This window comes from Streptosporangium sp. NPDC051023, assembly GCF_040689595.1.
Taxonomy (GTDB): Bacteria; Actinomycetota; Actinomycetes; order Streptosporangiales; family Streptosporangiaceae; genus Streptosporangium.
Genome location: NZ_JBFBCE010000095.1, coordinates 1 through 21,002 on the forward strand (window position 1 = coordinate 1; position 21,002 = coordinate 21,002).

Annotated in this window: 19 protein-coding genes; 8 read left to right on the forward strand and 11 right to left on the reverse strand. The window is 69.9% G+C overall.

Annotation, left to right across the window (positions count from 1 at the left end; all coding sequences use genetic code 11):
- Positions 1-94 precede the first annotated feature (94 nt).
- A complete protein-coding gene (locus AB0395_RS39985; protein WP_271222706.1) occupies positions 95-208 on the reverse strand; it encodes a keywimysin-related RiPP in 114 nt (37 codons plus the stop codon).
- Between the two features lie 308 nt (positions 209-516).
- Here AB0395_RS39985 and AB0395_RS39990 point away from each other — a divergent pair, with 308 nt between their 5' ends.
- A complete protein-coding gene (locus tag AB0395_RS39990; protein ID WP_366290841.1) occupies positions 517-930 on the forward strand; it encodes a RidA family protein in 414 nt (137 codons plus the stop codon).
- Positions 931-1,059: 129 nt separating this feature from the next.
- Here the strand turns inward: AB0395_RS39990 and AB0395_RS39995 are convergent, their stop codons facing one another.
- From AB0395_RS39995 to dxr, 3 genes are all read right to left on the reverse strand, one after another.
- Positions 1,060-1,506 carry a hypothetical protein gene (locus AB0395_RS39995; protein WP_366290844.1) on the reverse strand — a complete coding sequence of 149 codons (447 nt, stop codon included), beginning with the start codon at positions 1,504-1,506 and terminating at the stop codon, positions 1,060-1,062.
- Between the two features lie 417 nt (positions 1,507-1,923).
- Positions 1,924-3,090, reverse strand: coding sequence for a flavodoxin-dependent (E)-4-hydroxy-3-methylbut-2-enyl-diphosphate synthase (ispG, locus tag AB0395_RS40000; RefSeq protein WP_366290847.1), 1,167 nt, complete (start codon positions 3,088-3,090; stop codon positions 1,924-1,926).
- A gap of 35 nt (positions 3,091-3,125) precedes the next feature.
- On the reverse strand, positions 3,126-4,310 hold the full coding sequence (gene dxr / locus AB0395_RS40005; protein WP_366290850.1) for a 1-deoxy-D-xylulose-5-phosphate reductoisomerase: 1,185 nt from the start codon (positions 4,308-4,310) through the stop codon (positions 3,126-3,128).
- 184 nt (positions 4,311-4,494) lie between these two features.
- Here dxr and AB0395_RS40010 point away from each other — a divergent pair, with 184 nt between their 5' ends.
- A complete protein-coding gene (locus tag AB0395_RS40010; protein ID WP_366290853.1) occupies positions 4,495-5,658 on the forward strand; it encodes a peptidase in 1,164 nt (387 codons plus the stop codon).
- Between the two features lie 53 nt (positions 5,659-5,711).
- A complete protein-coding gene (locus tag AB0395_RS40015; protein ID WP_366290856.1) occupies positions 5,712-6,935 on the forward strand; it encodes a hypothetical protein in 1,224 nt (407 codons plus the stop codon).
- 128 nt (positions 6,936-7,063) lie between these two features.
- Here the strand turns inward: AB0395_RS40015 and AB0395_RS40020 are convergent, their stop codons facing one another.
- Positions 7,064-8,491 (reverse strand): aldehyde dehydrogenase family protein, encoded by a 1,428-nt coding sequence (locus AB0395_RS40020; RefSeq protein WP_366290858.1) that lies wholly within the window; start codon positions 8,489-8,491, stop codon positions 7,064-7,066.
- Positions 8,492-8,708: 217 nt separating this feature from the next.
- Between AB0395_RS40020 and AB0395_RS40025 the strand changes: the two genes are divergently transcribed.
- Complete coding sequence (locus tag AB0395_RS40025; protein WP_366290860.1) at positions 8,709-9,335, forward strand: TetR/AcrR family transcriptional regulator; 627 nt, start codon at positions 8,709-8,711, stop codon at positions 9,333-9,335.
- Positions 9,336-9,354: 19 nt separating this feature from the next.
- Here the strand turns inward: AB0395_RS40025 and AB0395_RS40030 are convergent, their stop codons facing one another.
- Positions 9,355-10,830 (reverse strand): PucR family transcriptional regulator, encoded by a 1,476-nt coding sequence (locus tag AB0395_RS40030; protein ID WP_366290862.1) that lies wholly within the window; start codon positions 10,828-10,830, stop codon positions 9,355-9,357.
- Positions 10,831-10,921: 91 nt separating this feature from the next.
- Between AB0395_RS40030 and gabT the strand changes: the two genes are divergently transcribed.
- Together gabT and AB0395_RS40040 are read left to right on the forward strand one after the other, a co-directional pair.
- The gene (gene gabT, locus AB0395_RS40035) at positions 10,922-12,274 is read left to right on the forward strand and encodes a 4-aminobutyrate--2-oxoglutarate transaminase (protein ID WP_366290865.1); all 1,353 of its coding nucleotides are present in this window, start codon (positions 10,922-10,924) and stop codon (positions 12,272-12,274) included.
- A gap of 179 nt (positions 12,275-12,453) precedes the next feature.
- The gene (locus AB0395_RS40040; protein ID WP_366290868.1) at positions 12,454-12,699 is read left to right on the forward strand and encodes a hypothetical protein; all 246 of its coding nucleotides are present in this window, start codon (positions 12,454-12,456) and stop codon (positions 12,697-12,699) included.
- 185 nt (positions 12,700-12,884) lie between these two features.
- Here the strand turns inward: AB0395_RS40040 and AB0395_RS40045 are convergent, their stop codons facing one another.
- The 4 genes from AB0395_RS40045 to AB0395_RS40060 all read right to left on the reverse strand — a co-directional run bounded on the left by AB0395_RS40045 (position 12,885) and on the right by AB0395_RS40060 (position 18,666).
- Positions 12,885-14,111 (reverse strand): saccharopine dehydrogenase C-terminal domain-containing protein, encoded by a 1,227-nt coding sequence (locus AB0395_RS40045; RefSeq protein ID WP_366290871.1) that lies wholly within the window; start codon positions 14,109-14,111, stop codon positions 12,885-12,887.
- A gap of 247 nt (positions 14,112-14,358) precedes the next feature.
- A complete protein-coding gene (locus AB0395_RS40050) occupies positions 14,359-15,609 on the reverse strand; it encodes an extracellular solute-binding protein (RefSeq protein ID WP_366290873.1) in 1,251 nt (416 codons plus the stop codon).
- 253 nt (positions 15,610-15,862) lie between these two features.
- Positions 15,863-17,368: a CoA-acylating methylmalonate-semialdehyde dehydrogenase gene (locus AB0395_RS40055; RefSeq protein WP_366290875.1), complete on the reverse strand. Its 1,506-nt coding sequence runs from the start codon at positions 17,366-17,368 to the stop codon at positions 15,863-15,865.
- Complete coding sequence (locus AB0395_RS40060; protein ID WP_366290878.1) at positions 17,365-18,666, reverse strand: aspartate aminotransferase family protein; 1,302 nt, start codon at positions 18,664-18,666, stop codon at positions 17,365-17,367. Before AB0395_RS40060 ends, AB0395_RS40055 begins: the two co-directional genes overlap by 4 nt.
- Before the next feature lie 568 nt (positions 18,667-19,234).
- On the opposite strand from AB0395_RS40060, the gene AB0395_RS40065 reads away from it, so the two are divergent.
- The gene (locus AB0395_RS40065) at positions 19,235-19,948 is read left to right on the forward strand and encodes a TetR/AcrR family transcriptional regulator (RefSeq protein WP_366290880.1); all 714 of its coding nucleotides are present in this window, start codon (positions 19,235-19,237) and stop codon (positions 19,946-19,948) included.
- Here AB0395_RS40065 and AB0395_RS40070 read toward each other — a convergent pair.
- The gene (locus tag AB0395_RS40070) at positions 19,884-20,519 is read right to left on the reverse strand and encodes an EamA family transporter (RefSeq protein ID WP_366290882.1); all 636 of its coding nucleotides are present in this window, start codon (positions 20,517-20,519) and stop codon (positions 19,884-19,886) included. The genes AB0395_RS40065 and AB0395_RS40070 overlap by 65 nt on opposite strands.
- A 47-nt stretch (positions 20,520-20,566) precedes the next feature.
- Between AB0395_RS40070 and AB0395_RS40075 the strand changes: the two genes are divergently transcribed.
- Positions 20,567-20,737, forward strand: coding sequence for a hypothetical protein (locus AB0395_RS40075; protein WP_366290885.1), 171 nt, complete (start codon positions 20,567-20,569; stop codon positions 20,735-20,737).
- Positions 20,738-21,002 lie beyond the last annotated feature (265 nt).

A 21,002-nucleotide genomic window follows, 5' to 3' on the forward strand; every position in this document is an offset into this window, starting at 1 on the left:
CGGGGCGGGGGGCGCACGGGGCGGCCCTCGGGGTGCGGCCGGGGGGCCCCCCCCCCCCCCCACGTCATCACGTCACCCGAAGGGTCGGGCCACGTCAGTCGGTCAGGTAGTTCGGACCAATCCACTCCCACCAGGGACCCGGCTTGAGACGGGTCTTGGCCCGGAAACCGCCAGCGCGGACCAGGGTCGGACGCTCGTAAGCGCGCATCTGAATGCACCTCCTCTCGTGGATGAGACGGGGCTGACACGGTCACCGCCGACGTCCCGATCCGCCGTCGGTCGCGCCGGCCGCGTGATCGGTTCGGTCGGGCGAGCCACTCGCGTCAACCGCACAATCCAGTGATAACCCACATGTTTTGTTTGTTTTCGAGGTCATGCGATGAACAAACAAAGCAATGAACAACCGAACAAACGAACAATCCCGCCACCAGGAAGGACCTTCGTGAAGGGAACGGGTATGGCGGTGATCCAGGGCCCGGGAAAGTCCGCCGCCGCCGGTTGCCTACCATTTCTCGCATGGCAGAGCGATACGCGATCTTGAGCGGTTCCACCTTCGAGGAGCAGATCGGTTACGCGCGCGCCGTGGTCGACGGCGACCGGGTGTACGTGTCCGGGACGACCGGATTCGACTACGCGACGATGACGATCTCCGACGACGTGGTCGAGCAGGCCGAGCAGTGCCTGCGCAACATCGGCAAGGCGCTGGCAGAGGCGGGCTGCTCGTTCACCGACGTCGTCCGCGTGCGGTACCTACTGCCGGAGCGCGCGGACTTCGAGCCCTGCTGGCCTGCCCTGCGCCGCCGCTTCGGCGAGGTCCGCCCGGCCGCGACGATGCTCGTGTGCGGCCTCGCCGATCCCCGGATGAAGATCGAGATCGAGGTGGACGCTCGACGGCCCGCGGCACCGGAGTCCACCTCGGACGCCCTTTGACCACATGCGTAAAGCCCTGTGGGGCGGGCCCGCGGACGGGACCGCCCCACAGGGGGAAAAGCGCCTCCCCCGCCGATCCGAGCATCGGCGGGGGAGGCGAACATGCCCGCGGTTGCGGGACGTCCGGATTCACTCCACCCGGCGGACCTGACCTTCCAGACGACCCGTCCCGTGGATCCGGAGGACGAGGTCGGCGGCCGTCACGGCACCCTCCCCACAGGTGGGACGGTCCAGCGCGGCGAAGAAACCGAGCGCGTTCCAGGCGATGCTGGGAACGTCGGGGTTGTACCGGTAGCGCCGCAGCCCGGAGTCGTGATCCCCGAGGGTGAGCTCCACCCGGTCGTCCTCAAAAGTGACGGTCGCCTCGACCACCCCGTCGGCGGACTCCGCGCGAAGGCTTCCCCGGTACGCGGCACGCTCACCGTCGATCCATTCACCGAGCTCACGGCCACAGCCGTCATCGGCCCTCGTCGCGGCGGGGGCGTACGGCACGGCGGCCAGGGCGGCGGGAGCCGACCCGAAGCCGAGAAGGCCCACCAGGGCCAGGGCTGCCACGCGGGCGGAGGTACGGGACATACGGTTCCTTTCAACGGCAGGACGACGCCCTGGCCTTCGCCTGCCGCTGGGCAGGACGGGCGGGCGGGATACCGGAACCAAATCAAACCCAGCTACAGCGAGTAGTCAACGACCACTCTCAGCTATGACTCCAGGTTGTTCCCGCGATCCGCGCCGAAAGCGCGTCATCCTGCCCGCCTCGCCCTGCCCGCCTTGCCCTGACCACTCCGCCTCGCCCCGACCGGCCCGGCGAGCCCTCCCGGTCGAGGCACTGGTGCGACGTCACACGGCCCCCAGGCCCTTCGCCATGACCGGTTCCCGGCGCACACCGTTCATCATCGCCGGTCAGGACGTCGAAGGGCACGACGCCGTGAGCGATCATCCCGGTTCTGCCGGGATGATCCGCGTAAGGCGGGACTAACCCGCGTGAGGCGAGACCTAGCGGACGACGACCTCGGGGCCGGGGGCGTCCTCGTCGAGGTCGATCTCCACGCCCATCTCCTCGGCGAGCCGCATGGCCTCCTCGATGAGGGTCTCCACGATCTGGGACTCGGGAACGGTCTTGATGACCTCGCCCTTGACGAAGATCTGGCCCTTGCCGTTGCCCGAGGCGACCCCGAGGTCGGCCTCGCGTGCCTCACCGGGACCGTTGACCACGCAGCCCATCACCGCCACCCGCAGCGGGACCTTCAGCCCGGTCAGGCCCGCCTGGACCTGCTCGGCCAGGGTGTAGACGTCGACCTGGGCACGGCCGCACGACGGGCAGGAGACGATCTCCAGGCCACGCTCGCGGAGGTTCAGCGACTCCAGGATCGCGGCGCCGACCTTGACCTCCTCGACCGGCGGGGCCGACAGCGAGACCCGGATGGTGTCGCCGATGCCCTCGGAAAGCAGGGCGCCGAAGGCCACGGCCGACTTGATCGTGCCCTGGAACGCCGGGCCCGCCTCGGTGACCCCCAGGTGCAGGGGGTAGTCGCACCTCTGGGCGAGCAGCCGGTAGGCCTGAACCATCACGACCGGGTCATTGTGCTTAACCGAGATCTTGATGTCCCGGAAGCCGTGCTCCTCGAACAGCGAGCACTCCCACAGCGCAGACTCGACCAGCGCCTCCGGGGTTGCCTTGCCGTACTTCTGGAGCAGTCTGGGGTCGAGCGACCCGGCGTTGACGCCGATCCTGATCGGCACGCCGTGGTCGGCGGCGGCCTTCGCGATCTCGCCGACCTTGTCGTCGAACTTCTTGATGTTGCCCGGGTTGACCCGGACCGCCGCGCATCCCGCCTCGATCGCGGCGAAGACGTACTTCGGCTGGAAGTGGATGTCGGCGATGACCGGGATCTGGGACTTCCTCGCGATGATCGGCAGCGCCTCCGCGTCGTCCTGGGACGGCACGGCGACCCGGACGATCTGGCAGCCCGACGCGGTCAGCTCGGCGATCTGCTGAAGCGTCGCGTTGACGTCGGCGGTGAGCGTGGTGGTCATCGACTGCACGCTGACCGGCGCGTCACCGCCGACCGGGACGGAACCAACCATGATCTGACGGGATTTGCGTCGCTCGGCGATCGGCCTGGTCCTTACGGATGGGATCCCGAGAGCAACAGAAGTCATTTTCAGCCCTTGAAAAGTCGGCGACGTTCCCCAGTCTAGGCAGTCGCCGTGAGCTCCCGTGCCCGAATCCGCGCCCACTCGTCGGCGCCGAGCACCTCGGCGACCGTGTCGGCCCCGGTCACGGTGTGCTCGGAGACCACCGCGGCCACGGTGTCCACGATGCCGGGGAACGGCAACCGCCCCGAAAGGAAGGCGTCGACGCAGACCTCGTTCGCCGCGTTGTAGACGGCGGGGGCGGTGCCGCCTGCGGAGCCGACGTGGCGGGCCAGCGCGACGGCGGGGAAGGCCTCGTCGTCGAGCGGCTCGAAGGTCCAGGTGTGCACCTTGGTCCAGTCGACGGAGGGGGCCGCGTCCTGGACCCGTTCCGGCCAGCCGAGCGCGAGGGCGATGGGCAGGCGCATGTCCGGCGGGCTCGCCTGGGCGATGACCGAGCCGTCGACGAACTCGACCATCGAGTGGATGACCGACTGCGGGTGGACCACGACGTCGATGCGGTCAAAGCCGATGTCGAAGAGCAGATGGGCCTCGATGACCTCGAGGCCCTTGTTGACGAGTGTGGCGGAATTCACCGTGATGACGGGCCCCATCGACCAGGTGGGGTGCGCCAGCGCCTGCTCCGGGGTCACGTTCGCCAGCTCGGCACGCGGCCTGCCCCGGAAGGGGCCGCCGCTGGCGGTGACGACCAGCCGCCGCACGGCCGACGCGTCCGCGCCCGTCGGTCCCGCTGCCCACAGGCACTGCGCGAGGGCCGCGTGCTCGGAGTCGACCGGGATCAGCTGCCCCGGCTTGGCCAGGCGTTTCACCAGTGGCCCGCCGACGATCAGCGACTCCTTGTTGGCCAGGGCGAGCACCCTGCCCGCCTCGAGCGCGGCCAGCGTCGAGGTCAGCCCGAGCGCCCCGGTGATGCCGTTGAGAACCACGTCGGACGGCCAGGCGGCGGCCTCCGCGACCCCCTCGGGCCCGGCCAGGACCTTGGCGGTCACCCCGTGCGCGGCCAGGGCCTCCCGCAGCGCGGGCAGGGCCGAGGCGTCCGCGACGGCCACCGCCTCGGGCCTGAACTCGGCGGCCTGACGGGCCAGCAGGTCGATCCTGCCGCCTCCCGCGGCGAGGGCCGCGACCCTGAACCGGCCGGGGTTCCTGGCGATGACGTCGAGGGACTGGGTCCCGATGGAGCCGGTCGAGCCGAGCAGGACGACGGAACGAGTGGTGTCTGACTGCACGGCCCTATTCTCCAGGGTCACCTCCCCCTGTCGAACCGGCCCCGAGAACTGTGACCCATGGAACACCGGATAAAAAGTGTTACTTAAGTCCGGATTTCGCTATAGCAATACTTGTAAAGATTGAGAAATGCTGACATGAAGCGCACTAGCTTCCCGACCCAGCATCAGGTCTCGGGAGGTAAAAATGCGCCGTACGGCATGCCTGGTCCCCATTCTCACGCTCGCCGCCGGGAGCACCCTGCTCTCCGCGACGGCCGCGCACAGCGCCACGGCGGCGTCGGCGACGCCACCGGCGTCCACGGTGTCGGCCACAGTTTCGGCCACCGACACCGAACCGGTCGAGAAGGAGGCCGCAGACACCGGGGCGGAGCAGCGCTCGGTCCGGAGGTACTGGACGGAGGCGAAGATGGCGGCGGCCAAGCCGCTCGACGCCGTCGCCCCGGGGAAGGGCGGCGTCAGGCTCACCGCCGCGGCGGCCGGGACGCGGGCCTCGGAGACGCGGCTTTCCGGAGCACGGCTTTCCGGGACGCAGGCCTCAGGGATGCGGCTTTCCGGGACGCGGGCCTCGGGGGCACAGCCCTCCGCCGCCCCCGTCTCGGTCCCCGCGACCTCTCCCGGCGGCGAGGCCGCGACAACCGTCAAGGCTCCGGCGGCCTCGCGCGCCTCGACCGGGGCGCCGTGGACCCGCTCGGGGGCGATCGTCAAAACCGTCGGACGGGTGTTCTTCACCTATCAGGGACGCAACGCCTCCTGCTCGGGGAACGCCGTGACCAGCGGAAACAAGAGCACGGTGATAACGGCGGGGCACTGTGTGCGGATGGGTGGCGCCTTCCACACCAACTGGGTGTTCGTCCCCGGCTACGACAACGGCGACCGCCCCTACGGCACCTGGGTCGCCACCACGCTCTACACGACCCCGCAGTGGAACAACAGCGAGGACGTCGACTACGACGTGGCCGCGGCCGTGGTCGCCCCGCTGAACAGCCGGTCGCTGACCGACGTGGTCGGCGGCCAGGGCGTCTCCTTCAACCAGGCCAGGCGGCAGCAGATGCACTCCTTCGGCTACCCTGCGGCCTACCCATACGACGGCTCGAAGCTGGTCTACTGCAGCGGCAGGACGTTCGACGACTTCATGATGTCCCACGACATCGGCCTGGACTGCGACATGACCGGCGGGTCCAGCGGCGGCCCCTGGTTCTCCAGGTTCGACGAGCGCACCGGCCTGGGCACGCTGAACTCGGTGAACAGCTTCAAGTACGGCTCAGCGGGCGGCTGGATGTTCGGCCCCTACTTCGGGACGGACGCACAGGCCGTCTACGACGCCGCCCAGGACACCGGAGCCCCCTGAGATTCACTGAAAGTAGCAGCAAGAACACATCTCGTAGTGCAAACTCGGTTCCCATGACTTCGAGCCTCCCCCTGCTCGCGGGTGTCGCGCTCGTCGCCGGGCTGACGGGCGCTCCCGTGAACGGCACAACGGCCACCGAGCACAGGCAGACCGAGCACGGACAGACCAGGCACGGACGGACCGAGCATGGACAGCGGGTCGCGCATGCCGCCTCCCCGGCCGCCGCGCCAGGCGAAGGAGATGCGGACGCGACCTCGTCACGGGTCAGCGTGGCCGAGCACGCGGGCGCCCGCGACGCGTCCGACCAGCGTCGCGTGCTCGGCTACTGGACCCCTCGCCGGATGGCGGCCGCCATCCCGATCGGCCTGCTCGGGACGGTGACCAGGCCGCTGGGCGCGGCCTCCCGCGCGCTTCACCGGACAGCGAGGGTCCGCGCGCAGGCGACGGCGGCGGGCGCTGCTCCGCACGGCCCGGTCCGCGCGGACGCCACCCCGTACGACCCGGTCATCACGGGTGCCGCCCTGTCCGGCCCGGTCCGCGCGGCGGCCGGGACGCCGGGCATGATGTCCAGCCCTGTACGGCACGGCAACGCCCGCGTCGGCGGGGCCCGCTGGGGCTCCGGCGGGCAGATCGCCCGCACGACCGGGCGTGTGTTCCTGACCCTCGACGGGGTCGACTTCGTGTGCTCGGCGAGTTCGGTCAGGAGCGCCAACAGGGACCTCGTGGTGACCGCGGGGCACTGCATCAAGGACGGTGCGGGCGCGTGGGCGGACAACTGGGCCTTCGTTCCCGGTTACGACCGGGGGCGCCAGCCGTACGGGCGGTTCACCGCCCGCCGCATGTTCGTCGCGGGTCCGTGGGCGCGCGAGGCCGACGACAGCTACGACATCGGCATGGTCGCGGTCAACAGGCGGGGCGGCAGGCACCTGGCCGAGGTCGCGGGCGCCCAGGAGATAGCGTTCGGGACCGCCAGGGGCCGTCAGACCCACGGTTTCGGCTTCCCCGCCGACGCGCCGTACGACGGCGAGAACCTGGTCTACTGCGCGGGGCCGGTCCGTGACGACCCGCACGGCCAGACCAGCGACCAGGGGCTGCGCTGCGACATGACCGCCGGATCCAGCGGCGGCCCCTGGCTGAGCGGCTTCGACCCCGTCACCGGGCGCGGCACGGTCACCTCGGTGAGCAGCTTCAAGTACAGCGACGACCGCGGCACCATGTACGGCCCCTACTTCGGCGAGACCGCCAAGCAGCTCTACACGGCGTCCGAGAAGTCATAGCGTCGCCCAGGAGCGGAAAACCCGGGAGCGAGAAACCCGGGAGCGAGAAAGGAGTACGGCCCGCGCCCCGGGCGACGGGGCGCGGGCCGTACCGGCCTGCCGTGGTTCCCGCGAGGGATCACCAGGGTCTAGAGGGAGAGCCCGGTCAGGACCATGACCTTCTCGTAGGTGAAGTCGGCCATGGCGGAGCGGATGCCCTCGCGACCGACCCCGGAGTCCTTGATGCCGCCGTAGGGCATCTGGTCGGCGCGGTAGGACGGGACATCCCCGATGATCACGCCGCCCACCTCCAGCTCACGGTTCGCGCGGAAGGCGATGTCCAGGTTGCGGGTGAACACCCCGGCCTGCAGGCCGAACGTGGAGTCGTTGACCGCGGCGAACGCCTCGTCGACTCCGGAGACCGACTGGACGATCATCACGGGGCCGAAGACCTCCTCGCAGGAGACCTTGGCGTCGTGCGGGACGTCGGCGAGCACGGTCGGGGCGACGGTCGCGCCCTCGCGGGTGCCGCCGGCGAGCAGCCGGGCACCGGCCGCGACGGCCTCCTTGACCCACTGCTCGACGCGCTCGGCGGCCTCGACCGAGACGAGCGGCCCGACCTGGGTCCTGTCGTCGGCGGGGTCGCCGGTGATCAGGGCCTCGACGGCCGGGACGAGCTTGGCCAGGAAGTCCTCACGCACGGACTCCTCGACGATCACGCGCTGGACCGCGATGCAGCTCTGCCCCGCCTGGTAGTTGGAGAACAGCGCGACCCGGGAGGCCGCCCAGTCGAGGTCGGCGTCGGCGAGCACGACCGCGGCGGCGTTGCCGCCGAGTTCGAGGGTGACGTGCTTGCGCGGCACCTGATCCAGGATCGCGTAGCCGACCGGGCCGGAACCGGTGAAGGAGACCACCGGCAGGCGCGGGTCCTCGACCAGGGCGCCCGCGCGGTCGTTGGGCACGGGCAGGACGGAGAACATGCCCTCGGGCAGGTCGGTCTCGGCCAGGATCTCGCCCAGCACCAGGGAGGAGATCGGCGTCGCGGGAGCGGGCTTGACGATGACCGGCGCGCCGACCGCGATGGCCGGGGCGACCTTGTGGGCCACCAGGTTGAGCGGGAAGTTGAACGGCGTGATCGCCAGGATCGGGCCGTGCGGGACACGCGAGATGTAGGCCAGGCGACCGGTCGAGGCGGCCTCGGTGTCCAGGCGCATGGCCTCACCGCCGAGACGGCGGGTCTCCTCGGCCGCGAACCTGAAGGTGGAGATCGCGCGGTTGACCTCACCCCGGGCCCAGAAGATCGGCTTGCCGTTCTCCTCCATGATCAGCCGGGCGATCTCCTCCGCGCGCTCGGCCAGGCGGCGCGAGACGTGGGCGAGGGCCTCGGCCCGCACGTGGATGGGGAGCGCGGCGGCCTGCTTACCCACGGCGACCGCCGCGGCGACGGCCTCCTCGACCTGGTCGGCCGTCGGTACTGAGCAGACGCCGACGACACGGCCGTCATGCGAGTTGGTCACGGTGAGCTCGGCGTCCCCTGTGGCGGGGCGGCCGGCGAGCCAGAAGGGGCGCACGTCCATGGGTCAGACGGTATGCCACCCACCGAGACGGGGCGTTACTCCACTGTGCACAAGACAGACGGCGGAGCGCGCCACAGCGCATAAAAACAACCTGCCTCCTGGCTGTAACGAAAACAGGGCAGTTTATGGATATTTCTTATATGGCGGCGGTTTGAATGATCTTCGCTCTGGCTAAGTCACCGATTGCAACTCCCTCTCAGCGAAAGGGCGTGGCCGCATGACCTCTCCGGCGCCGCGCGGGCTGCAGGGTGCCTATCTTCTCGGCGAGCGGGCGGGTCAGGACGAGCTTCGCGGCAAGCTGCTCGACGTGGCCAGCCAGCTTCTCGTCACCATCGGCCCGGAGAGCCTGTCGATGCGTCGCATCGCCGCCGAGGCAGGGTGCTCGACGACCGTCATCTACACCATGTTCGGCAGCAAGGAAGGCCTGGCGGAGGCCCTCTACCTCGAGGGGTTCGAGCGGTTCAGGCGACGTCTCGAAGCCGTGCCGCCGCGTAAGAACGCCCTGGAGCACCTCACCGCGCTCGGCCCCGCGTACCGGGAGGCCGCGCTGGCCGAACCCGGCTACTACGCCCTCATGTTCGAGCGGGCGATCCCCGGCTTCGTGCCGAGTGAGCGGGCCAGGACCCTGGCCAGGGCGGCGCTCAACATCCTCGACCGGGTGATCGCCGACTGCATCTCGTCGGGATACATCATCCCGACGCAGCCCAGGAAGATCGCCGATGCCCTCTGGGCCGCCGCCCAGGGCGCCATCGGCCTCGAGCGGGCCGGTCACCTGCGCGACAGCGACACCTACGACGCGGTCACCTACGCCACCATCTCCCGCTACCTGGCCGACAAGCCCTGAAGACCCGCTCCCCGGCCCGTCACCCGGCCGCGGTCAGCGCGACCCAGAGCTCCGCGCGGGCCGCCGGGTCGTCGAGGTCACGCCCGAGAAGCTCCGCGACGCGGCGCATGCGGTAACGCAGGGTGTGCCGGTGCACGCCGAGCCGTTGCGCCGCCGCGTCCCAGTGCCCGTTGCAGGCCAGGTAGGCGCGCAGGGACTCCAGCAGGTCGGCGCGCGAGCCGTACTCGCGGAGCGGGGCGAGCAGCGCGGCGGAGAACGCCTCGGTCGCCTCCGGGTCCAGCAGGGAGAGCAGCCCCTGGCCCGCCAGGTCGGCGAAGCGCATCACACGTTCCGCGCCGCGCCTGGCCGAGGCGAGCGCCCGGTCGGCCTGGTCGAGCCCCGTGCGCAGGTCGCCGGGGCCGACCGGGGAGCCGAGGCCGACCTGACCGTGCCCGGCGAGCGCGGAAACCGTGTCCTCGGCACGGGCCTCGGAGACGACGACCACGACTCGGTCGGCGTCGGCCGCAGCGAATCCCTCGGCCACGACCTCGATCGCGGCCTCGAGCACCGCCTCGCGGTCACCGGCGACGGCCAGCACGACGAGCGGGCCGTCAGGCAGCGCCTCCCCCAGCAGTTCCAGGATCTCCTGTCCGGCTTCCACCTGCCCGGCGAGCAGAAGCCTGAGCACCGCGGAACGGATCTTGCGCTCGGCGCTCAGGTGCTCCCTGCCGTGCTCGATGGCGAGCGTCAGCAGTGATCCCGCGGCGTTGACCACGGTGTGCGCGACCGGCGTGAACGGCTTGTTGAGCCCGACCACGAAGAATCCCCTGACCCGGCGGGCGCCCAGCGGCTGCACGATGACGTGCTCGGCGGGGGTCGAGAGCGCCAGGCTCGCGGGCACGCCTCGCCCCGGGGACCTCCTGAGCCGCTCCACCTCGGGCAGCAGGCGCGTGACGTCGGCCGCTCCCCTGCCTGCGCCGTGCCGTACGGCTCCCGCCTCGTCGAGCAGCACGGCCCAGCCGCCCAGTTCGTGGGCCAGGCGGTCGATCACCGCGACGGCGCCCTCAGGACGGAGCGCGGCGCGGGTCAGCCGCCCCTGGGCGGCGAAGGCACGGCTGATCTCGTCGTACTGCTCGGCGGCGATCAGATCGCTGACCAGTTTGCTGATGGCGACGAACGGGGTGTCGCGCGGCACCTCGATCAGCGGCAGCCCCGCCAGCGCCGCCGCCTCGACCAGGCCCGCGGGGATCTCCTCGTGCCCGATGCCGATGCCGAAGCCGAGGCCGGTGACCTTCCTGTCCACGAGCCTGCCGACGTAGGGGCCCGCGTTGCCCTCGTCGAGACGCATGCCCGTGGTCAGGACCAGCTCGCCGCCCTCGAGGAACGGGGTGGGGTCCTCCAACTCGCTGACGGCGACCCAGCGGACCTGCCTGTCGAGCGCATCGTGCCCGGCCAGCACGCCGAGTTTGAGCGGCAGACGCCGCACGACGGTGCGGAGCGTCGGCGCCACAACCACCCCCTGTTTGTACGTTACGGCAAGGGTGCCGCCAACAATTTTGCCATAGTGCATCATCCGTATCCCGGCATGCGCGACATACCGTCACTGCATGAGCACCGTCACCCAGGGCGGCCCCTCGCTTCCTCAGGAGCGCCGGGTCGTCACCGAGATTCCCGGCCCGAAGTCCCGCGAGCTGTTCGCGCGGAAGCAGGCCGCCGTCCCTCCGGGCATCGGCACCACGCTGCCCGTCTTCGTGACGCAGGCCGGGGGCGGTGTGGTCGTCGACGCCGACGGCAACTCGCTGATCGACTTCGGTTCCGGCATCGCGGTGACCAGCGTCGGCAACTCCGCCCCGCGCGTGGTCGAGCGGGTGACCAAGCAGGTCGCGGACTTCACCCACACCTGCTTCATGGTCACGCCGTACGAGTCCTACGTGCGGGTCTGCGAGAAGCTCAACGAGCTGACGCCCGGTGACCACGAGAAGCGCACCTTCCTGCTCAACAGCGGCGCCGAGGCCGTGGAGAACGCCGTCAAGGTCGCCCGGCACGCCACGGGACGCCAGGCTGTCGTCGTGTTCGACCACGGCTACCACGGCCGGACCCTGCTGACGATGACGCTGACGGCGAAGAGCATGCCGTACAAGCACCGGTTCGGCCCGTTCGCCCCCGAGGTCTACCGGGTGCCGCTGGCCTACCCCTTCCGCTGGCCGAGCGGCCCGGAGAACTGCGCGGAGGAGGCGGCGGCCCAGGCGATCGACCAGATCACCAAGCAGATCGGCGCGGAGAACGTCGCCGCCGTGGTGATCGAGCCGATCGCGGGCGAGGGCGGCTTCATCGAGCCCGCCAAGGGCTTCCTGCCGAGGATCGCGGAGTTCTGCCGCGAGAACGGGATCGTCTTCATCGCCGACGAGGTCCAGACCGGCTTCTCCCGCACGGGCAACCTGTTCGCCTGTGAGGACGAGGGCATCGTGCCCGACATCATCGTCACCGCCAAGGGCATCGCGGGCGGCCTGCCCCTGGCGGCCGTCACCGGGCGCGCCGAGCTTCTCGACAAGGTCCACGTCGGCGGCCTCGGCGGCACCTACGGCGGCAACCCGCTCGCCTGCGAGGCGGCGCTGGGCGTGCTGGAGACCATCGAGGCGGAGGACCTGACCGGCAGGGCCCGCCACATCGGCGAGGTCATGCTTCCCCGGCTGCGGGCCATCGCGGAGAAGAACCCGGCCGTCGGCGACGTACGCGGCCGTGGCGCCATGATCGCCATCGAGCTGGTCGTCCCCGGCACCAAGGACCCGCACCCGACGGCGGCGGGCGAGATCGCCCAGAGGTGCCATGCGGAGGGCCTGCTCGTGCTGACGGCGGGCACCTACGGCAACGTGCTGCGGTTCCTTCCGCCGCTCGTCATGCCCGACCACCTGCTCGAGGAGGGCCTGACGATCCTGGAGAAGGCCATCAGCGAGGCCTGACCGTTTAGATCATCCCAAAAGGGGCACCCGGCTTGAGGCTGGGTGCCCCTTTTGCTGTGTTACGGACCACGTACGGGGAGTGATTTAACCACCGCTTGACATCCACCACAGCGATCACGGACGGCGACGGCGTTATAACGGTTCCGATATGAGACTTCGCGATCAAGACGGGAGACGTGATGGACTGGCGGCATACCAGGACGGCATGGATCACGACGACGTTCGACCCGGAGGGCCTGACCCGGGCCCAGTGTGAGGGCGACGCCTGCGTGGCCTGCCACAAGAAGTGGCCACGGCCGCGGACCAGGATCGGGCGCCTGCCGGACAACGCCTCGCTGTTCGCCTGCGACGAGTGCGCGGGCGCGCTGCTCCAGGAGCCGGAGGAGAACGTCTACCCTCTCCCCCGTCGTGCGGCCTTCTTCTGAGTCCGCCTCGCTCCCTGCCCTCGCGCCGCCCTCGCGCCACCCTTCAGGCGCCCGCCACTCTCGCTCCACGCCTTCGACACGACACGCCTTCGACGCGACGCCGGAACCGCCCTCCGGCGTCCCAGAACCCCCGCCCGAAACCTCCGCAAGCGTCCTCGAACCTCGCCGACCGCCGGTGCGCGGGATCAGGCGGACAGGAGCACCTCGCGGGTCTGATCCCGCATCCCCCACGGCGAGCCGTAGGCGTTGAGCAGATCGAGGAAAGGCACCGCGTCGAACGCCTCGGGGCCGAGCACGCCCGTGCCCGACCAGACGCCGGTGGCCAGCAGCTCCAGCGCGACCACCGGGTGCACCGCCGTCTGCCAGACCACGGCCTGACAGCCGTACTCCCGCATCGACCACTCGTTGTCGACCACGTGGTACAGGTACACCTCGCGGGGCGCGCCGTCCTTGCCGATCCCCTTCACCCAGGTGCCCGCGCACGTCTTGCCGCGCATCCGCTCGCCGAGGGTGGCCGGATCCGGCAGGGTGGCCGCGACCACGTCGCGCGGCGAGGCCTCGACCCCGCCGACCCGGATCTTGCCCGCGTTGTCGAGGCCGAGTTTGTGCAGGGTCTTCAGGACGCCGATGAACTCCTCACCGAGGCCGTACTTGAACGTCACCCGCTTGGCGTCGATCCAGCGCGGGACGAGCAGGACCTCCTCGTGCTCGACGTTGACGCACTCGACGGGGCCGATCCCCTCGGGGAAGTCGAACACCTCGGGCTCGCTGAACGGCTCGGTGGTGTGCCAGCCACCGTTCTCCCAGATCACCGGGGGGTTCAGGCACTCCTCGATGGTCGTCCAGATGGAGAAGGTCGGCGCGAAATCATATCCCTCGACCACCAGGTTCGACCCGTCGCGGACGCCGATCTCCTCGACGCTCTCGAAGAGATGCTCGGCCGCGTACCGCGCGAACACGTCGGCGAGCCCCGGTTCGACCCCCATGCCGACGAGCGCGAGGCCGCCCCTGGCCCGCCACGCCTCGGCCAGCGCGAACTGCTCGTCGCCGAGCTTCACCCCGGTCAGCTCGTACGGCCTGCCGGGATGGGGACGTGACAGCGACATCGCCATGTCCAGGTAGTGCGCCCCCGCGTTGAGCGCGGCCCTGAACAGGGACATGGTGAAGCGCGGGTCGACGGCGTTGAAGAGCACGTCACAGCGATGCTCGGCCAGGGCGGCCTCAACCGCCGCCTGGTCGGAGGCGTCCAGCTCGATGGCGCTGAAGCGCGGGTCACCGATCCTGGCCACCGCGTCGGCGGCCCGGCTCTGTTTAGAGTCGGCCACCACGATGTGTTCGAAGAAATCTCGGCGTGCCGCGATGGGTACCACGGCGGAGCCGACGCCGCCCGCTCCCACAAGAAGGATTCTCATGGCGGGATCCTATCCACTGACTGGTCGACCAGTCGATATTTTGAGCATGATCTCACCACTGAATCCATCGCCAACAGTGAGCGCACCTACGGAAACCGTGGGTTTTTCGAGGTCAGGCAGACATGCCTGAGAAGACAGGGGAGCGCTCCGGCGTCGGGGGATTCACCGGAGCGCTCCGGGCAGGTCACGCCCAGCGGGGGCATGGGCGTGCCTGCGGCTCGTCAAGCCCGAGCCAGGGAACCTTCGTCTACTTCACCAGGTCCTTCCACCGTTTTCCCCAGTCGGTGTAGTCAGTACATTCCCCGCCCAGCCCTCCGCAATCCTTTGTCGGGCGGACGGCAAAGAGAACATGCTTGAGCTCGCGGTCGTCGCGCGCGTGGTAGACGTCGCACAGTCGCCGGGCGTCGCCGTCGCAGGCCTTCCTGTTGGCGGGGGCGAGCCCCGTCCAGGCCGCGGCCGAACCCTGCACGTCCGCGGAGCCGACCCAGTTGAGCCACTCGTAGGCGCAGTTGGGGCTCGAGGCGTTGGCGCCCAGCATCCACGAGTCGGCCCAGCCGGTCGTCGCCTTCGCGTCCACCTCCTTGACCGCCCTTCCCGCGCGTCTGAAGAGGTCGAGGTGGTACGGCAACGCCTGGGCCAGCCGTACCTGCCCCGTCGAGAAGGCCTGGATCACGTCGAGGGAGTTCCCCCAGTAGACCCGCTGGGGGCCGTCGTTCTCGGCGAGCAGTCTCTCCGCGGCGTCGAGCTGGGCGGGGGTGAGCTGGAACGGATCCCCGATCCCCAGCTCGGGGCTGGTCTCCCTGAGCGCGAGGGCGGCATCGGCGATGCTCAGCGGGGTGTCCCTGATCGCCGCCTGATCTGTCCTGTACAGGGCGTCCGGCCCCTGGGGAGCGGCCCCCTCGTACATGACCTGGTTGACCCCCCAGAGGTAGGGGACCCCGTAGACCCTGCCGTTCTTGTCCCGCGTCGCAGGCAGCTCGCGCAGCCGCTTGGGAATGTCCTTGTACGACTGCAGAAGCGTGGTGTCGAGCGGCCGGACCGCGCCGTCCGCGATCAGCTTTCCGGCCAGGTCGGGAGAGGGCGAGATCACGTCATAGGACGTGCCGCGGAGCTTGTCGGCCATCTCCTCGCTCGTGTGGACGCGATCGAGCCTGGCGACCCTGCATCCGGTCAGCTTCTCGAAGGGCGAGACCCAGTCGGCGCTTGAGGTGGCTCCGCCGTACTCGATGTGGCCCTGAAAGGTGAGCACCTGGAGCATGCCCTCTCCCTTGCCGATCGACGCCGAGGGCGCCGGGCTGGGGCTGGCGCTGTGGCTGACACCGGGACTGGCGCTGTGGCTGGAGTCGAGGTCTCCCGGAGAGGGAGAGGTGGTCGGAGGTGCTGGAGAGGGCGTCGGCGTCCCCTCTGCGGCGCCCACCCCGGTCGAGGCGCAGACCGCGAGGGCCAGGGCGCCCGCCAGCGTGCCGAGACGTGTACGGCGGAGCCTGTCCCTGCTCACGGAGTCCCCCTATCGACGTCGCCACCGACCTGTCCGGAGCCTACCGGCCATCCCCGTCACCGGCCGCGCAGCCGCCCCTCACCGGCAGGGCACACGAGCCTTACCTCTCTCGAACACGGCGAATCTCCTGAGTACGGCGAAGCCCCGCGCGACGACGGGGGCCGAGAAGCCGAAAGCGATGGCCGGCCGAAGCCGGGCGCATCCCCTCCTGCCTGTGCCGGGCCCCTTACCCCGGGGCCCGGCCGCGCGGCGGCTACTTGTTGGTCGGGAAGCCGAGGTTGACGCCGCCGTGGCTCGGGTCGAGCCAGCGTGAGGTGACGACCTTGCCCCGGGTGTAGAAGTGCACGCCCTCGGTGCCGTGGACGTGGGTGTCGCCGAACAGCGAGGCCTTCCAGCCGCCGAAGCTGTAGAAGGCCATCGGCACCGGGATCGGCACGTTGATGCCGATCATCCCGACCTCAACCTCGTTCTGGAAGCGCCTGGCGGCGCCGCCGTCGTTGGTGAAGACGGCGGTGCCGTTGCCGAACTCACCGCCGTTGATCAGTTCGAGCCCCTCCTCGTACGAGGACACCCGCACGATCGCCAGGACCGGGCCGAAGATCTCCTCGCGGTGGACGCGGGAGCCCGCGGGGACGTGGTCGAGGACCGTGGGGCCGAGCCAGAAGCCGGGGGTCTCCTCAGCCGCGGCGCCACCGCGCACCGGGGTCAGGCGGCCGTCGACGACGAGCTTGGCCCCCTCGGAGACGCCGAGGTCGAGGTAGGAGACCACCTTGTCCCGGTGGGCCCCGGTGACGAGGGGGCCCATCTCGGAGGCGGGGTCGTCGCCGGGCCCGATGGTCAGCGCGGAGACCCGAGACACGATCTTGTCGACCAGCTCGTCCCCGACCGGGTCGACGGCCAGCACCACGGAGATCGCCATGCACCGCTCCCCCGCGGAGCCGAAGCCCGCGGAGACCGCGGCGTCGGCGACGAGGTCGAGGTCGGCGTCCGGGAGCACGAGCATGTGGTTCTTGGCGCCGCCAAGCGCCTGAACCCGCTTGCCGTTGGCGGTGCCGGTCTCGTAGACGTACCTGGCGATGGGCGTCGAGCCGACGAACGAGACGGCTCGCACGTCCGGGTGCCCGAGCAGCCGGTCCACCGCCTCCTTGTCTCCCTGGACCACGGTGAAGACGCCGTCCGGCAGCCCCGCCTCCTTCCAGAGCGCGGCCATCAGGAGGGAGGCGGACGGGTCCTTCTCCGACGGCTTGAGGACGAAGGCGTTGCCCGAGGCGATCGCGATCGGGAACATCCACATCGGCACCATGGCCGGGAAGTTGAACGGGGTGATCCCCGCGACGACGCCCAGCGGCTGGCGGATCGAGTAGGAGTCGACGCGGGTCGAGACGCCCTCGGAGAAACCGCCCTTGAGCAGGTGCGGGATGCCGCAGGCGAACTCGACGACCTCCAGGCCCCTGGCCACCTCGCCGAGCGCGTCGGAGTGGACCTTGCCGTGCTCGGCGGAGATGAGCCTGGCCAGCTCGTCGCGGTTGGCGTACATCAGCTCACGGAAGCGGAACAGCACCTGCGAGCGCTTGACCAGCGAGGAGTCCCGCCAGGCGGGGTAGGCGGCCACCGCGGAGGCGACGGCCACGTCGACCTCCGCCGCCGATGCCAGGTGGACGTGCCCGCTGACCTCACCCGTCGCCGGGTTGAAGATCTCGGAGGTACGGCCCGTGCCCTCGACGGGGGCTCCGTCGATCCAGTGGGTGATGTTCTTCATGACGAGACGACCTCGGCGTTGATGACTTCGAGCGCGTTGACGATGATCCCGAGGCCTTCCGCGGCCTCGTCCAGGGTCAGGGTGAGGGGCGGGGCCATCCGCAGCACGTTGCCGTACAGACCGCCCTTGCCCGCGAGCAGACCGGCCTTCTTCGTCTCCTCCATGAACCTGGCCGCGAGCGCCGGGGAGGGCTCCCCGCTCGCCGGGTCGACCAGTTCGACGGCGAACATCAGGCCCTTGCCCCGGATGTCGCCGACGATCGGCAGGCGCGGCGCGGCCTCGCGGAGCCCGTCGATGATCAGGGTGCCGGTCCTGGCCGCGTTCGCCTGCAGGTCGTGGTCGAGCACGTAGTCGAGGGTCGCGTTCGCGGCGGCCATGGAGATCGGGTTGCCGCCGAAGGTGGCCAGGCCGACCGCGTGCAAGCCGTCCATCAGGTCGCCCCGCGCCACGACGCCGCCCACCGCGAAGCCGTTGCCCAGCCCCTTGGCGAAGGTCATCATGTCCGGCGTGACGCCGTGGTTCTGGATGCCGAAGAACGCCGAGCCGGTACGGCCCCAGCCGGTCTGCACCTCGTCGGAGATCAGCAGGATGCCCTGCTCGTCGAGGACCTCCTTGTAGGCGGCGAACAGCCCGTCGGGCGCCATGGTGAAGCCGCCGACGCCCTGGATCGGCTCGGCGATCAGCGCGGCCACGTCGCCCCCGACGGAGGTGGCCAGCACGTGACGCAGGTCGTCGACGCACGCCGCGATGTAGTCGGCGTCCGAGAGGCCGCGGAACTGGGTGAGGTGCCGGTCGGCGCCGTGCAGGAAGTGCACGTTCAGCGGTGACAGCGAGTTGTTCTTCCAGGACCGGTTGCTGGTCACGCTGACCGCGCCGAAGGAACGGCCGTGGTAGCTCTGCCGCATGGCGAGCACCTGGTCGGATCTGCGTGCGTAGGTCGCCAGCAGCAGCGCGGTCTCGTTGGCCTCGGTGCCCGAGTTGGTGAAGAAGACCTTGGCGTTCTCGATGCCGGAGAGCCTGGCGATCTTCTCGGCAAGCTCGACCTGACCGCGGAGCAGGTAGACCGTGGAGGTGTGCACCACGCCGGTGGCGAGCTGTCTCTCCACGGCCTCGCGCACCTCGGGCACGTCGTACCCGATCATGTTGGTCAGAATGCCCGCGAAGAAGTCCAGGTAGCTCTTACCCGAAGCGTCGACGACCCGGTTGCCCTTGCCGCCGACGATCTCTATGGGCTCGTTGTAGTACAGGGCCAGCCAGTTGGGCATTACCGCACGGTGGCGCGCAAGAAGGTCCGACATACATCGAGTATGTCGGCTCGCGACAGATGCTCCTACCGACAGTGTGTCGGGATATGCGCGACTAAGCCGTCACGTTGTCAGAATCCTGTTCCGGCCTCACCGCGGTGACTCGACCGGGAGGCCAGGCATTCCCCGGGAGCGCGCACGAGCGTGGGGGTTCCCGTACGGCTTGCGCCCTGCGACGGTTGGCGCAAGCCGTACAGGAAATCGAGCGGAGCACCCCCCAGGTTCCCCGCCCGAGCTTCGGGGTGGCGACCTCGGCCGGACCGAGGCGCCGCGAGCCGCCGGCACCGTGGACGCGGGTGGACCTCCGCACCGGCACGACCTTCCACGCGCCGAACGTCGGTCGTGCCGGTCATGTCCACCTCCAGTCGGCTTGGCGACTCATGAACCATCGTGACCCACATTTCCCACTTAAGCAATCTGAAATACATGAATTTTTGGCTCGTTTCCGTGACACTCTCCTCACCATCAGAAGTCCGGCAGGGGTTTCACGCAAGGGGTGGATCCATGCTCGTACGCCGTACGAGATTATGGAACACCGTATGATTGGTTTTATGATTGATGGGTGAAGCAGCCCATGACCTCGGTGTGGACCCGTGAGAGGCGTACGGCCAAGAGCCCGACGCTGAGCCGGGCGCAGATCGTGCGCGCAGCCGTGGAAATCCTCGACGCGGAGGGGATGGACGCGCTGAGCATGCGCCGTCTGGGGACCAAACTCGGTTCCGGGGCCACGAGCATCTACTGGCACGTGGCCAGCAAGGACGAGCTGCTCGAACTCGTCCTCGACGAGGTCTTCGGCGAGGTCCCGCTGCCCGACCCCGACGTGATCGGCTGGCGGGACGCGGTCTCCGCGTTCGCCTACGGCCTGCGCGGGGCGCTCTTCGCGCATCCGTGGTCGACCGTGCTGATCGGCGCCATGCCAACCCTCGGCCCGAACGCGATGCGGCTCTCCGCCGGGCTGCTGAAGACGTTCAAGCTGGCGGGGTTCCAGGGCCGGGCGCTGGACCAGGCCTCGTCGACCCTGATGTCCTACGTGACGGGCGTGACCACGCCCGAGATCGCCTGGCAGTCCATCATCACCGCCTCGGGGATGAGTCCCCAGGAGATAGCGACGGACATGATGCGGATGCTGCAACAGGCCGCAGGCGACTACCCCGAGCTGGTGACCAGCTACGCCGAACACGAGAAACTCGACGACGGCGTCGCCAGCGCGCTCAACTTCGAGTTCGGCCTGTCCTGCTTCCTCGACGGTCTGGAAGCGCGTCTGAGGCAGCCGTGAGGCGATCCTGGGGCGGCGCGCTCGCCAGGACGCCCCAGGACGCACCGGCCAGCACGACCGCGCCACCCGCGACCTGCGGCCACGACAGGGTTCCCCCGAGTAGCAGCCACGAGGCCAGCACCGCGACGACGGGTTCCAGCATGCTGAGAATCGACGCCCTGACGGGGCCGAGCGCCGTGGCTCCGACGAAGAACAGCCCGATCGCGAAGACCGTCGACACGAGGGCGACCGCCAGAGCCCATCCCCAGCCCGCCGCGGCGAAGCCGAGGTCCAGTCCGCCGAACGCCAGCCCGAGCAGCGCGAACGCCCCGGTCGCGAACATCGCCAGGTAGGCACTGGTGACCGTGGGCGAGAGCGTGGCCGAGACCCGGCTGCCCAGGACGATGTAGCAGGCGTAGGCGGACGAGCCCCGGGAAGAGGTGCAGCAACAGCACGGCCAGGGCGGGCGCGATGCGCTGGACCGCCGTGAGGTACAGCAGTGACTGCGCCGCGTACATGCCGCCCAGCAGCGCTGGCGTCGCCCACTGGGGTCCCCGTAGTACTCGGGAAAAATCGGGCGGATATGGCTCATAGGCTCCTTGCCAGAAGGTCTTCAGGGCTCTGGCGGGAGGTTGCCGGGTGGTCGCTCCAGTGTTCACGAACGAGGAACTGGAGGGACTGCGGTGCTTGCCCGAGATCGGCCGGGAGGAGTTGTTCCGGTTCTTCACCCCGACCCCGGCTGATGTGGCGTTTGAGTCGCTCACGGCCGTGGACATCCTGCGAGAACTCAACGCCACCGGCGCCCGCTAGGTCCCTGAGGGCACACCGGCCGGGTTCGTTCCGGCCCGCTGGCGCGGCTACCTGGAGACCGCACTGAAGACAGGCAGCGTTACCGCCTAAGCGGCTGACCACAGTGGTGGACTTCGGCGCCACCCTCGCGGGGTTGCCGGTGTTGGCCGCGCTGCGGTCCCTGCCGGGCCTGCTGGGCCGTAAGAAGGTCGCCCCGGGCGAGATCGACACCGGCCTGCTGACCGGGTCGTGGCGGCGATTGGTGAGGTCGCCGAGCGGCTGCCGG